Annotated in this window: 11 protein-coding genes and 1 riboswitch; of the genes, 3 read left to right on the top strand and 8 right to left on the bottom strand. The window is 74.1% G+C overall.

What is annotated here, in order from left to right:
• Nucleotides 1-10: 10 nt before the first annotated feature.
• Nucleotides 11-1,270 carry a cytochrome P450 gene (locus tag ACF1BN_RS06660; RefSeq protein ID WP_392330445.1) on the bottom strand — a complete coding sequence of 420 codons (1,260 nt, stop codon included), beginning with the start codon at nucleotides 1,268-1,270 and terminating at the stop codon, nucleotides 11-13.
• Nucleotides 1,271-1,560: 290 nt separating this feature from the next.
• On the opposite strand from ACF1BN_RS06660, the gene ACF1BN_RS06665 reads away from it, so the two are divergent.
• Nucleotides 1,561-2,739 carry a steroid 3-ketoacyl-CoA thiolase gene (locus ACF1BN_RS06665; protein ID WP_392330446.1) on the top strand — a complete coding sequence of 393 codons (1,179 nt, stop codon included), beginning with the start codon at nucleotides 1,561-1,563 and terminating at the stop codon, nucleotides 2,737-2,739.
• Between the two features lie 223 nt (nucleotides 2,740-2,962).
• Here the strand turns inward: ACF1BN_RS06665 and ACF1BN_RS06670 are convergent, their stop codons facing one another.
• The 7 genes from ACF1BN_RS06670 to ACF1BN_RS06700 form a co-directional block, all read right to left on the bottom strand.
• On the bottom strand, nucleotides 2,963-3,364 hold the full coding sequence (locus ACF1BN_RS06670; RefSeq protein WP_392330447.1) for a transglycosylase SLT domain-containing protein: 402 nt from the start codon (nucleotides 3,362-3,364) through the stop codon (nucleotides 2,963-2,965).
• Nucleotides 3,365-3,670: 306 nt separating this feature from the next.
• Entirely contained in the window at nucleotides 3,671-4,546 is an 876-nt protein-coding gene (locus ACF1BN_RS06675; protein WP_392330448.1) for an ECF transporter S component, read from the bottom strand.
• Complete coding sequence (locus tag ACF1BN_RS06680; RefSeq protein ID WP_392330449.1) at nucleotides 4,543-6,297, bottom strand: ABC transporter ATP-binding protein; 1,755 nt, start codon at nucleotides 6,295-6,297, stop codon at nucleotides 4,543-4,545. Before ACF1BN_RS06680 ends, ACF1BN_RS06675 begins: the two co-directional genes overlap by 4 nt.
• Nucleotides 6,294-7,592 (bottom strand): energy-coupling factor transporter transmembrane component T, encoded by a 1,299-nt coding sequence (locus ACF1BN_RS06685; RefSeq protein ID WP_392330450.1) that lies wholly within the window; start codon nucleotides 7,590-7,592, stop codon nucleotides 6,294-6,296. The genes ACF1BN_RS06680 and ACF1BN_RS06685 overlap by 4 nt, the downstream gene beginning before the upstream one ends.
• Nucleotides 7,589-8,251 (bottom strand): SCO2322 family protein, encoded by a 663-nt coding sequence (locus tag ACF1BN_RS06690; RefSeq protein ID WP_392330451.1) that lies wholly within the window; start codon nucleotides 8,249-8,251, stop codon nucleotides 7,589-7,591. Before ACF1BN_RS06690 ends, ACF1BN_RS06685 begins: the two co-directional genes overlap by 4 nt.
• The gene (locus ACF1BN_RS06695) at nucleotides 8,248-9,507 is read right to left on the bottom strand and encodes a prenyltransferase/squalene oxidase repeat-containing protein (RefSeq protein WP_392330452.1); all 1,260 of its coding nucleotides are present in this window, start codon (nucleotides 9,505-9,507) and stop codon (nucleotides 8,248-8,250) included. Before ACF1BN_RS06695 ends, ACF1BN_RS06690 begins: the two co-directional genes overlap by 4 nt.
• A gap of 96 nt (nucleotides 9,508-9,603) precedes the next feature.
• A riboswitch (cobalamin riboswitch) is annotated at nucleotides 9,604-9,677 on the bottom strand.
• 71 nt (nucleotides 9,678-9,748) lie between these two features.
• Nucleotides 9,749-10,786, bottom strand: a complete 1,038-nt coding sequence (locus tag ACF1BN_RS06700) for an MBL fold metallo-hydrolase (RefSeq protein WP_392330453.1) — start codon at nucleotides 10,784-10,786, stop codon at nucleotides 9,749-9,751.
• Nucleotides 10,787-10,887: 101 nt separating this feature from the next.
• Between ACF1BN_RS06700 and ACF1BN_RS06705 the strand changes: the two genes are divergently transcribed.
• Nucleotides 10,888-12,357: an aldehyde dehydrogenase gene (locus tag ACF1BN_RS06705; protein ID WP_392330454.1), complete on the top strand. Its 1,470-nt coding sequence runs from the start codon at nucleotides 10,888-10,890 to the stop codon at nucleotides 12,355-12,357.
• Nucleotides 12,357-12,590 (top strand): ferredoxin, encoded by a 234-nt coding sequence (locus tag ACF1BN_RS06710; RefSeq protein WP_392330455.1) that lies wholly within the window; start codon nucleotides 12,357-12,359, stop codon nucleotides 12,588-12,590. The genes ACF1BN_RS06705 and ACF1BN_RS06710 overlap by 1 nt, the downstream gene beginning before the upstream one ends.
• Nucleotides 12,591-12,594 lie beyond the last annotated feature (4 nt).

The raw sequence follows: 12,594 nt of genomic DNA on the forward strand, positions 1-12,594 counted from the left end.
GGCGCCCCCGTCAGGCGGGGGCCGTCGTGCGGACGCGGAGTTCCTTGACGCCGTTGAGCCAGGCGGCCCGCAGCCGGCGCGGTTCGCCGACGAGGGTCAGGTCCGGCATGACGTCGGCGACGGCGTCGAAGATCAGCTGGATCTCCTTCACGGCGAGGGCCTTGCCGAGGCAGAAGTGCGGTCCGCCGCCGCCGAAGCCGAGGTGGGGGTTGGGGTCGCGACTGATGTCGAAGGTCCCCGGGTTCTCGAAGACCTCGGGGTCGTGGTTGGCGGAGGAGTAGAACAGGCCGACCCGGTCGCCGCGCTTGATCTTCTGGCCGCCGAGCTCGGTGTCCTGGGTGGCGGTGCGCTGGAAGGAGACGACCGGGGAGGCCCAGCGGACGATCTCCTCGGCGGCGGTCGCGGGCCGTTCGCGTTTGTAGAGTTCCCACTGGTCGGGGTGGGTGAGGAAGGCGTGCATGCCGTGGCTGATCGCGTTGCGGGTGGTTTCGTTGCCGGCGACGGCGAGCAGGAGGACGAAGAAGCCGAACTCGTCGGAGGAGAGGTTGCCTTGGCCCTCGGCTGCGACGAGCTGCGACACGATGTCCTTCGCGGGGCATTCCTTGCGCGCGGCGGCCATGTTCATCGCGTAGCTGATGATCTCCGTGGCGGCCTCGACGCCGACCTCCTCGGTGATGGCGTACTCGGGATCGTCGTACGCCACCATCTTGTTGGACCAGTCGAAGATCCGGGAGCGGTCCTCCTGGGGGACGCCGATGAGTTCGGCGATGGCCTGGAGGGGCAGCTCGACGGCGACCCGGGTGACGAAGTCGAAGGTGCCGTCGGGGTCTTCGGCGGCGGCGGTCCTGGCCTCGTCGGCGATCGCGCGGGCGCGGGTGCGCAGGACGGTCTCCAGGGTGCGGATCGCGCGCGGGGTGAAGCCGCGCTGGACGATCTGGCGGACCCGGGTGTGCTCGGGCGGGTCCATGTTGAGCATGATCAGCTTCTGGACCTCGATCTGGTCCCGTCCGATGTGCTCGTTGAAGCGGATCACGGCGGTGTTCTCGTGGGAGGAGAACAGCTCGGGGTGGGTGGAGACGTACTTGACGTCCGCGTGCCGGGTGACGGCCCAGTACCCCTCGTCGTCGAAGCCCGTGACGCCGCGCGGCTGGGGGCACCACCAGACCGGCGCGGTCTGCCGCAGCTCCGCGAACTCGGGGAGCGGGACGCGGTGGTGCAGCAGGTCGGGATCGGTGGCGTCGAATCCTTCGGGGAGGTGGGGGCAGGTCATCGGCAACACGCTCCAATATCTGATGGACCATCAGAAGTTGCCGGGAAAGGTAGTAACGAGTTCTACAAGTGGCAAGAGGCGCGGGCGGAATACGCCCCCCGGACGCGCCCCCGGAGCCCCCGGGAGCCCTCGGAGGCCCTTCCGGAGGGGAACTCCTGGCTCCCGGACCCTTGCGTACCGGCGGTAGCGGTCATAAGACTTCAGTCAGAACTAGAACGCGTACTAGTTCTCCCATGACGCCGACCGGCGGGTGCCGGGACACCCCGTCCGGTCGAGGAGAGGACCAGCTCATGGCCGCGGAACCCGTCATCGTCGAAGCCGTACGCACCCCCATCGGCAAGCGCGGAGGCGCGCTCGCCAACCTCCACCCCGCCTACCTCCTGGGCGAGACCTACCGCGAACTCCTCGGGCGCACCGGCATCCCCGCCGACTGCGTCGAACAGATCGTCGGCGGCACGGTCACCCACGCCGGCGAGCAGTCCATGAACCCCGCGCGCACCGCCTGGCTCACCATGGGACTGCCGTACGAGACCGCCGCCACCACCGTCGACGCCCAGTGCGGCTCCTCCCAGCAGGCGAGCCACATGGTCGCCAACATGATCGCGGCCGGGGTCATCGACGTCGGCATCTCCTGCGGCGTCGAGGCGATGTCCCGCGTCCCGCTGGGCTCCGGTTCCAAGCACGGGCCCGGCAAGCCCTTCCCCGACGAGTGGAACGTGGACCTGCCCAACCAGTTCGAGGCCGCCGAGCGGATCGCCCGCCGCCGCGGCCTGACCCGCGAGCGCGTCGACTCCCTCGGCTTCATCTCCCAGGAGCGGGCCGCCGTCGCCTGGTCCGAGGAGCGGTTCAAGCGCGAGACCTTCGCCGTCCAGGTCCCGACCACCGAGGAGGAGCAGCACGCGGGCCAGGGCATGTGGCGCCTCGTGGACCACGACGAGGGGCTCCGCGACACCAGCATGGAAGGGCTCGCCCGGCTCAAGCCGGTCATGCCCACCGCCGTCCACACCGCCGGGAACTCCTCCCAGATCTCCGACGGCGCCTCCGCCGTGATGTGGGCCTCCAAGCGCATGGCCCGCGCGCTGAAGCTGCGCCCCCGTGCCCGGATCGTCGCCCAGGCGCTGGTCGGCTCGGATCCGCACTTCCACCTCGACGGGCCCATCGACGCGACCCGCGCGGTCCTCGGCAAGGCCGGTATGACCCTCCGGGACATCGACGTGGTCGAGATCAACGAGGCCTTCGCCTCGGTGGTGCTGAGCTGGGCGCAGGAGTTCGACAAGGACCTCGACGGCCTGGAGAAGGTCAACGTCAACGGCGGCGCCATCGCCCTCGGCCACCCGGTCGGCGCGACCGGCGCCCGGCTGATCGCCACGGCGCTGCACGAGCTGGAGCGGACCGACAAGGAGTTCGCCCTGGTCACCATGTGCGCCGGCGGCGCGCTCGCCACCGGGACGATCATCCAGCGGCTGTAGCCGCGCCGGCGGCGTTCCACGAGACCTGGCAGGGGTGCCCGGGAAAGTCGCGGGGCCCCGCCCCTCCCTCCGGGGACGGGCGGGGCCCCGTGCCCGTCCCCGGAGGGAGGACGGACGCGTAGGAACGGGTCGGACGCACCGGAGCGGCCGGAAACGCCGCAGGCCCCGCCCCTCCAGAAGGAGGGCGGGGCCTTGCGGGTGCGCGGGTGCGGCGTGGTGACTCTTAGTACCAGCCGTTGGCCTGCCAGAACGCCCAGGCGGCGTTCGGGGAGCCGTAGCGCTCGTTCATGTAGTTGAGGCCCCACTTGATCTGGGTGGCCGGGTTCGTCTTCCAGTCGGAACCGGCCGAGGACATCTTCGAGGCGGGCAGGGCCTGGACCAGGCCGTAGGCGCCGGACGAGGAGTTGGTGGCCTTGAAGTTCCAGCCGGACTCGTGCGAGACGATCTTGCTGAAGGCGTTGTACTGCGCAGCGGGGACGATGTCGCGGGCGAGCTCCTGCGGGCTGGCGGCGGAGGCCGTGCCCGTCGTGCCGAGCACCGCACCGGAGGCGCCGAGAAGGACGGCGGCGGTGGCGGCGAAGGTCTTCTTGCGGGAAGCGGCACGAGTGGTGATCGAGCGGAACAAAACGTCTACCTAACGTTCGGGGACTGGGTCTCGCCGGGCGTCACGGCCGTTTCCGACCGTTTTCGGCATGCCGGAACCAGGGCCCGGGGAACCCGGGATCTGGGGGGAACCGGCCTGCCGCGGTGCTTCGTGAGGAGCACCTGCTGCCTGGCGACGTCCACTACACAAACAAATCCCCGAGGGCGGCGCAACGACCCCCTGTACGAGGCAGGTTCGGACTCACCCCGCCGGGACGGGGGCGAGGACGTGGGTGTTTTCGCAGGTCACATCCGCTGATGGGCGTTTTGGGTGACTCGTCCGGTTCTACTATTTCGGGTCGTACGTGACGTGGGTCCTATGAGGCGCCTCACCCGCGGACCCCTCCGCGGGCCCCTCGAATGTGACCTGGGCCTCGAAGTTCGCCCTCCTCGTGGCCCTCCGCAGCGCCCGCAGCAGCGCCCCGCCGACCGTGAGGGTCAGGACCACGGTGAGCACGGCCCGGCCCAGGTCCCAGCCGAGGGAGGTGGCCAGTACGTACGCCAGGAAGCGGACGAGGTTCTCGCCCGCAGGCGCCCCCGGGACGAAGGACAGCCCCGGACCGAGGCCGATCGTCACCCACCCGTACAGATTGGTGACCGTGCCGTACGCGAACGCCGCCACGAAGCCGTACGCCGAGAGCATCACCAGCTCCCGCCGTCCCCGCACCCCCGCCGGCAGCAGTCCCGCGCCCATCGCGAACCAGCCCATCGCCAGCATCTGCGTCGGCATCCACGGCCCCACCCCGCCCGTGAGCAGCGCCGACGCGAACATCGTCACCGCCCCCAGCACGAAGCCGAAGCCCGGCCCGAGGACCCGGCCGCTCAGCACCATCAGGAAGAACATCGGTTCGAGGCCGGCCGTGCCCGCGCCCAGCGGGCGCAGGGCCGCCCCCACGGCGGCCAGCACCCCCAGCATCGCCACCGCCTTCGCGTCCATCCCGCAGTCCGCGATCGTCGCCACCACGACGGCGATGAGGAGGGGGAGGATCAGCGCGAAGAGCCAGGGCGCGTCGGCGGCGTGGTCCGTCACGGCGGACTCGGCGTCCGCGAAGAGCGGCCAGCCGATGCCGATCAGGCCCACCAGGGAGACGAGGACCAGGGCGGCGACCGAGCGGGGGCCGAGCCGGACGGGACGGGGCCGCGAGGAGCGGAAGCGGGTGCTCATGGACGCAGCGCCCCCTCCACCTGCTCGACCGTGAGCCACGGCGCGGGTGCCAGGATCTTCGAGACCTGGGGGGCGAAGGCCGGGGAGGAGACGACGACCTCGGCCGTCGGGCCGTCCGCGACCAGCTCGCCGCCGGCGATGATCACCACCCGGTCGACCAGTTCCGCCGCGAGCTCCACGTCGTGCGTGGCCAGCACGATCGCGTGCCCGTCGGCGGCGAGCGCCCGCAGCCGGGCGACCAGCCGGGCCTTCGCCGCGTAGTCCAGGCCGCGGGTCGGCTCGTCCAGCAGGACGAGGGGCGGCCGGGCGGTGAGCACGACCGCGAGCGCGAGCGCGAGACGCTGGCCCTCGGACAGGTCACGGGGGTGCGTGGCGTCGGTCACGCCCGGTACGAGCTCCGTCACCAGCGCCCGGCAGGTCCCCGGCTCCGCGCCCGCGTCCCGGTCGGCGGCCTCGCACTCCTCGGCGACGGTCTCCGCGTACAGCAGGTCCCTCGGCTCCTGCGGCACCAGGCCGACCTGGCGGATGAGGGTGCGGGGGTCGGTGGTGTGCGGGGCGAGCCCGGAGACGCGGACCGTGCCGGAGGTGGGCGCGATCATGCCGACGAGCGTGGAGAGCAGGGTGGACTTCCCGGCGCCGTTGCGCCCCATGAGCGCGACGGCCTCGCCCGCCCGGACCTGGAGGTCGATCCGCCGGAGCGCGTCGACCCGGCCGCGGCGGACGGCGAGGCGGTCGACGTCGACGAGGGGGGTGGCGGCGTCGGGGACGGGAGCGGGCGGGGCGGGACGCGTGCGGCGGCGCCGGAAGAGCCCCGTGCGGGACGGACGCGGCGCGTGCGCCCCCTGAGGCGCCGGCTCCGGGGCGGAGCCCCGGCCGGGGGAGGCGGGGGTCCCCCCACCTCCCGGGGTGTGGGGGGAGGGACCGGCGGGGTCCCGCGCCTCCGGCGGGTCCGCCAGCCGCTTCCGCAGCTCCTCCGATCTCCGGCGTGCGTCCCGGACGGTCAGCGGCAGGGGGTCCCAGCCCGCGAGGCGGCCGAGCGCCACCACCGGCGGGTGGACGGGGGAGACGGCCATGATCTCCTCGGGCGTGCCGAGGACGGCGTCGGGCAGGAGGAGGACGCGGTCGGCGTACTGCACGACCCGTTCCAGACGGTGCTCGGCCAGGAGGACCGTGGTGCCCAGGTCGTGGACGAGCCGCTGGAGCACCGCGAGGACGTCCTCGGCGGCCGACGGGTCGAGCGCGGAGGTCGGCTCGTCCAGGACGAGGACCTTCGGGTGGGTGGTCAGGACGGAGCCGATCGCCACGCGCTGCTGCTGGCCTCCGGAGAGGGTCGCGATCGGCCGGTCCCGCAGGTCGGCGAGGCCCAGCAGGTCCAGGGTCTCCTCGACGCGCCGCCGCATCACCGCCGGCGCGAGGCCCAGGGACTCCATGCCGTAGGCGAGCTCGTCCTCCACCGTGTCGGTGACGAAGTGGGCGAGCGGGTCCTGGCCGACCGTGCCGACCAGATCGGCCAGCTCGCGCGGGTGGTGCGTGCGGGTGTCGCGCCCGTCGACGGTGACCCGCCCCCGCAGCGTTCCGCCGGTGAAGTGCGGGACGAGCCCGGAGACCGCTCCGAGCAGCGTCGACTTGCCGACCCCCGACGGCCCGACCAGCAGCACCAGCTCCCCCTCCGGCACCGTGAGGTCCACCCCCCGCAGCGTGGGCCCGGCGGCGTCCTCGTACGTCACCGAGACGTTCTCGAAGCGGATCACGCGGGCGGCTCCTCGCGGGCGGGGGATACGGGGGCGGGGGACGCGACCGGGGGTACGGGGGCGACGAAGGCGGGCAGCAGGCCGGGGAGGACCGACAGGGCCGGCCAGAGCGGCAGCTCCGGGGCGGTCAGGGGGACGACGCCGGGGTGCAGGGCCTCGGGCGCGTAGCCGTTGGCGCGGATCATGAGGACGGCCACGGCGATGCCGGAGGCCGCGACCAGGCAGGAGCGGGGGCCGAAGCGGTCCGGGCGGTAGCGGGTGCGGACGCTCCGCCGGCCGCCGAGGCGGAGGCCGGCCACCGCCGCGAGGAGCCCGGCGGCGAGCAGCGGCAGGCCGTAGCCGGCGCCCTGCGCGGCGAGCAGCCCGTACGAACCGGCGCAGACGCCGAGCAGGCCGCCGAGGGTGAGGACGTCGGTGGTGCGGCGGACGGCCCGCGGGACCTGGGCGGTGCGCCCGTACCCGCGCGCGTCCATCGACGCGGCCACCGCGACCGACCGTTCGAGCGCGCCCTCCAGGACGGGCAGCCCGATCTGGAGGACCGCACGCACCCCGCCGGTGGGCCGGCCGCGCAGTCGCCGGGCGGTGCGGAGCCGTACGACGTCGGCGACCAGGTTCGGTGCGAAGGTCATGGCCACGACGACCGCCACCCCCGCCTCGTACAGCGCGCCCGGCAGCGACTTCAGCAGCCGCGCCGGGTTGGCGAGCGCGTTGGCGGCGCCCACGCAGATCAGCAGGGTGGCCAGCTTGAGCCCGTCGTACAGGGCGAAGAGCACCTGTTCGGCGGTGACCCGGCCGCCGATCCGGATGCCCTGCGCCCACCCGGGCAGCGGCAGCTCGGGCAGGGTGAACAGCTCGTGCGTGCCGGGGATGGGGGAGCCGAGGGCCACCGAGAAGACGATCCGCAGGGCGACGACGAACAGGCCGAGCTTGACGAAGGCCCCGTACGAACGGGCCCAGGGCGCGTCGGTGCGGCGCGCCGCCACCACGTAGCCGGCGACGCCGATGATCAGCCCGAGCAGCAGCGGGTTGGTCGTCCGGGAGGCGGCGACGGCGAGTCCGAGGGCCCACAGCCACCAGGCGCCCGGGTGCAGCGCGTTGCCCCGGTCCGCCACGGGCGCCAGGAGCCGCGACCGCCACCCCGGCCGGCCGGGGGGCACGGGCGGTCCCGGCCTGCGGCCGACGGCGGGGTCACCGGCGGGCCCGGTGCCGGCCGAAGCCGTCCGGAGCGCCCGCGCGCGCGGGCTTCCGGGCCGGTCGGCGGCGGCGTCCGACGGGGTCTCGCTCGCCCGGCTCATGCGCGGCGGCGGGACTTCCAGACGGCCGCGGCGCCGAGGACCAGGACGGCGCCGCCGCCGACGAGGAGGCCGAGCGACGGGCCGCCGTCGGAGGAGTCGGAGGCCGCCTCCGGGGCGGTCGAGGCGGAGGCGGCCGGCTCGGCGACCGCCTCGCCGCAGCCGCGCTTCGGGTAGCCGGCGATGCCGCAGAGCATGGCCGCGCTGTCGTAGCGGAGCGGCTTCGCGACGGCCGCGAGGGCGTCGGCGCCGGTGCCGTTCTCGGCGATCCGGGCGCACCCGGTGGTCGGCGAGTCCTTCGGCGGGGTCTCGCCCGCGGGGGCGTCCCGCCGGGTGCCGAAGTCGACGACGACCGCGACCCGCTTCGTCCCGGGGGCCTTCTCGACGTCGGCGCAGACCGCGCCGAAGTTGGGGGCGGCGGTCGGCTTCGTCGCGTCGGCGGAGTCCTCGCTCAGCGCGAAGCGGAAGCCGATCGCGTCGCCGTCGGCGGGCCTGGCGGTCGCCGGGCCCTGGGTGGCGTAGGTCCACTCCCCGCCGTCGGCCTCCCAGTACGACCAGTACCGGTAGCCGGCCGCCTGGGCGGGGGCCGCCGCGCCGAGCGCGAGCAGCACCCCGGCCGTGCCGCACGCCAGGGCGCCCGACACCTTCGCGCGGCGGGTCACTTCTTGCGGCCGCTCAGGAGGAAGCCGATGCCGACGCCGACGACCATGCCGATGCCGATGATCCACCAGACGTCGAAGCCGAGGAAGGAGTCGTCCTCCTCGTCCTCGGTGGCGGCGGCGGACGTGTCGGGGGTCTTGGGCGTCGGACCGGTCGCGTTCAGCGCCTCGACCAGATCGACCTTGCCGAACTCGCGCGGGTCGGCCTCCATCGCGCGGGCGGCGAGGATCAGCTGCGCGTACGCGGCGGGGCCGGACTCCTTCGCCCACGGGGCCGCGTTCTGCTCCAGCCACTGGAGCGCGGGCTCCGCGAGCCGGGCGGTGCCGGCGGCGGCGAGGGCGACGACGGCGTCCGCGGTGTTGCCGAAGTCCGGCTTCGGCTCGGTGTCGGTGGCGCCCGGCAGCGGCGGGGTGGTCAGGTGACCGGTCTGGACGAGCGCCTTCGCCAGGTAGGAGGCGCCGTTGAGGGCGGCCCGCTCGACGGTCGGCTCGGGGAGGTCGACACAGGTCGGGGCCTGCGGCGGGGTGGCCTTCACGGCGGTGATGCCCTTGCCGAGCCCGGCGAGCGTGGCGGCGGCGGTCGCGTCCGCGTTGGCGAGCAGCTTGCCCGCCTTGTCCGGCTGGTACGCGAAGGCGCCCGGGCCCTCGTCGTCGGAGCAGGGCAGCGCGAGCGCGAGCAGCGCGTCGTAGGGGGTGCGGCCCTGGGCCGAGGTGTACGAGCCGGGCTTGACGCCGGACGCGGCGAGGGCGCTGACGACGATGGACGTGGAGTTGGCGTCGCTGGGGCCGCCGGGGGTGTAGCTCCAGCCGCCGTCCTTGTTCTGCACGCCGCGCAGCCAGCCGTAGCCGGTCTTGACCGCCGTGTCGATCTTCGTCGGGTCGGCGGCCTCGCGGCGGACCGCGCCGAGCGCCTGGAGGGCGACGGCGGTGGCGTTGGAGTCCCGCATGGTCGTGTCGTCGCAGGGCTTCGCGGCGTCCGGGCGGTACGAGGCGAAGGAGCCGTCGGCGCACTGCTGGCCGAGCAGCCAGTCCACGGCCTGGTCGGCGGGCTGGTAGCCGGTGGCGCGCTGGGCGAGGAAGGCGAGCGACTGGCGCCAGACGCCGTCGTAGGTCGGGTCGCTCTTGCCGTACAGGCCGGGCGGGAGCGCGGCTGCGGAAGCGCTCGGGGAGGGCGCTGCGGTGGCGACGCCGGTCGCGGCGGTGCTGAGCACGGCTGCCGCTGCGGTGAGCGCGGCGGCGGCGCGGCGGACGCTGATCATGTGGGCCTCTCGTGCGGGCACCGGACACCGGCGCCCCGGGGGGCCCGCGTCCGGCGCCGTATTCCTCGACGGTGCCGGCGCTCACGTCCCGGGGCAGGGCGTTCCGGCTCCGTGCTCCTGAGGGGCACGTCACGGTTGCGGGTCAGCGCCGGATTCGCACCGGCTTTCCCCCGCTCGGGCATGAAGACGACCGGGCCACTCTACCGGCCCGTACGCCCCCCTCCCCGGCGTGCGAGCCGCGTCACACCGCCAGGTACGCCACCGGCTCCGTCCCCGTCACGGCCTCCGCGCGGCCCAGCTTCACCAGGCGCCGGATGTGGGCCTCGGCCTCGCTGACGGCGATGTTGCGCGAGCCGTACGGGATGCGGTCCCAGGGCCGGTTCCACTCCATGCGCTCGGCCAGCTGCCAGGGGGTGAGGGGGACGGTGAGGAGGGCGAGGAGGCCGGCGAGCCGCTCCTCGTGGTGGTCGAGGAGCTCCCGGACCCGGCCGGCGGCGTCCGGGAAGGCGTGCTGGTGGGCGGGGAGGACCTCGGCGACACCGAGCCGGCCGATCCGCTCCAGCGAGTCGAGGTAGTCGCCGAGGGGGTCGGTCACCGTGGCGTCGTCGGGGTCCTCGTACAGGCCGATGTGCGGGGAGATCCCGGGCAGCAGGTGGTCGCCGGAGAAGAGCCGGCCGTGGCCGGGGAGCCCGGCGGGGTGCCGCTCCTCCAGGTGGAGGCAGACGTGGCCGGGGGTGTGGCCGGGGGTCCAGACGGCGCGGAGCCGGCGGCCCGCGAGGTCGAGGAGTTCGCCGGGGACGATCTCCCGGTCGGGGAGGGCGGCGCCGAGGCCGGGCAGGGTCCGCATCCGGCCGCCGGAACGGGCCGCGCGCAGCGGCGCGAGGTGGTCCTCGGGCGCGCCGGCGGCGGCGAGCTTGCGGGCCAGGTAGTCGAGCCAGGTGGCGGGGTCGGACTCGCGGGTGCGGCGGACGACGGCGGTGTCGGCGGCGTGCATGGCGATCCAGGCCCCGGACTCCTCCCGGACCCGGCCGGAGAGGCCGTGGTGGTCGGGGTGGTGGTGGGTGATGACCACTCCGTGGATCTCGCCGACGCCGATCCCCAGCGCGCCGAGCCCGGCGCCGAGTTCGGCCCAGGAGTCGGGGTCGTCCCAGCCGGTGTCGACGAGGACCGGACCCCGGTCGGTGTCGAGGACGTGGACGAGGGTGTGGCCCAGCGGGTTGTCCGGGATGGGCACCCGCAGCGACCAGACGCCGCCGCCGTGCTCGGTCACCTGCGTCATGAGCGTCCTCATCTCTGCGTGCCGGTACGACCATTGCCCACTATAACTAGAACTGATATCAGTTCTGAGACACCGTCAGAAACCCCCGGGAGGCGACCGGCATGAGCGAGCTTGTGGAGCACGGGAAGCTGTTCATCGGCGGGGAGTTGACCGACCCCCTCGGCGACGCCGTCATCGAGGTGATCTCCCCGCACACCGAGGAGGTCATCGGCCGCGTCCCGCACGCCTCCCGCGCCGACGTCGACCGGGCCGTCGCGGTGGCCCGGCGGGCCTTCGACGAGGGGCCCTGGCCGCGGACGAGCCTGGAGGAGCGGATCGAGGTCGTCTCGCGGATCAAGGACGCCATCGCCGTCCGGCACGAGGAGCTGGCCCGCTCGATCAGCGCGCAGAACGGCTCCCCGTACTCCTGGTCCGTCCTCGCCCAGGCGCTCGGCGCGATGATGGTGTGGGACTCGGCGATCACGGTGGCCCGGGACTTCGTCTTCGAGGAGCGGCGCGCCGGGGTGCTCGGTCCGCTGCTGGTGCGGCGCGAGCCGGTCGGGGTGGTCGCCGCCGTCGTGCCGTGGAACGTGCCGCAGTTCACCGCCGCGGCCAAGCTGGGCCCTGCGCTGCTCGCCGGGTGCACGGCGATCCTCAAGCCGTCGCCGGAGTCCCCGCTCGACTCGTATCTGCTCGGCGAGATCGCCGCGGAGGCCGGGCTGCCGGAGGGCGTGCTCTCGATCCTGCCGGCCGACCGCGAGGTCAGCGAGTACCTCGTCGGGCACCCCGGTGTCGACAAGGTCTCCTTCACCGGCTCGGTCGCCGCGGGCAAGCGCGTGATGGAGGTCGCCTCCCGCAACCTCACCCGCGTCACCCTCGAACTCGGCGGCAAGTCCGCGGCGGTGATCCTCCCGGACGCCGACGTGGCCACCGCCGTCGCCGGCATCGTCCCCGCCGCCTGGATGAACAACGGGCAGGCGTGCGTGGCCCAGACCCGGATCCTCGCCCCGCGCTCCCGGTACGAGGAGATCGCCGAGGCGCTGGCCGCCGCGGCCTCCGCGCTCGTCGTCGGAGACCCGCTCGACCCCGCCACCCAGCTCGGCCCGCTCGTCGCCCGCCGTCAGCAGCGGCGCTCGCTCGACTACATCGGCATCGGGCAGGCGGAGGGCGCGAAGGTCCTCACCGGCGGCGGCCGTCCGGACGGCCTGGACCGCGGCTGGTACGTCGAGCCGACGCTCTTCGGCGACGTCGACAACTCCATGCGGATCGCCCGCGAGGAGATCTTCGGCCCGGTCGTCTGCCTCCTCCCGTACGGGGACGAGGCCGAGGCGCTGCGGATCGCGAACGACTCCGCGTACGGGCTCAGCGGCAGCGTCTGGACCGGCGACGTCGAGCGCGGCATCGAGTTCGGCCGCCGGGTCCGCACCGGCACCTTCAACGTCAACACCTTCAGCCTCGACATGCTCGGACCCTTCGGCGGCTACAAGGACTCCGGTCTGGGCCGCGAGTTCGGCCCCGAGGGCCTCTCCGAGTACCTGGAGCACAAGATGGTCCACCTGCCGGCCGGGTACGAGGGGCCGGTGGGCGACTGATGGGCGACCGCTGGCACCTGGAGGTCGACCGGGGCGTCTGCATCGGCTCCGGCATGTGCGTCGACCACGCTCCCGACGGCTTCCGCCTCGACACCGCCCGCCAGTCCCACCCCCTCGCCGCCGAGGCCGACGCGGGCGAACGCCTCCTCGCGGCGGCCGAGGGCTGCCCCGTCGAGGCCATCCTCATCACCCTCGCCGACGGCGGCGAGCCGGTCTACCCGCCGGAGGAGTAGGGCC

The organism is Streptomyces sp. NPDC014861, from assembly GCF_043081625.1.
Taxonomy (GTDB): domain Bacteria; phylum Actinomycetota; class Actinomycetes; order Streptomycetales; family Streptomycetaceae; genus Streptomyces.

Bases quoted from the DNA above. Each gene is read 5' to 3' on its own strand.
- ACF1BN_RS06710 (WP_392330455.1), top strand. From the start codon at position 12,357: ATGGGCGACCGCTGGCACCTGGAGGTCGACCGGGGCGTCTGCATCGGC.
- ACF1BN_RS06705 (WP_392330454.1), top strand. From the start codon at position 10,888: ATGAGCGAGCTTGTGGAGCACGGGAAGCTGTTCATCGGCGGGGAGTTG.
- ACF1BN_RS06660 (WP_392330445.1), bottom strand. From the start codon at position 1,270: ATGACCTGCCCCCACCTCCCCGAAGGATTCGACGCCACCGATCCCGAC.
- ACF1BN_RS06685 (WP_392330450.1), bottom strand. From the start codon at position 7,592: ATGAGCCGGGCGAGCGAGACCCCGTCGGACGCCGCCGCCGACCGGCCC.
- ACF1BN_RS06665 (WP_392330446.1), top strand. From the start codon at position 1,561: ATGGCCGCGGAACCCGTCATCGTCGAAGCCGTACGCACCCCCATCGGC.
- ACF1BN_RS06700 (WP_392330453.1), bottom strand. From the start codon at position 10,786: ATGACGCAGGTGACCGAGCACGGCGGCGGCGTCTGGTCGCTGCGGGTG.
- ACF1BN_RS06695 (WP_392330452.1), bottom strand. From the start codon at position 9,507: ATGATCAGCGTCCGCCGCGCCGCCGCCGCGCTCACCGCAGCGGCAGCC.
- ACF1BN_RS06675 (WP_392330448.1), bottom strand. From the start codon at position 4,546: ATGAGCACCCGCTTCCGCTCCTCGCGGCCCCGTCCCGTCCGGCTCGGC.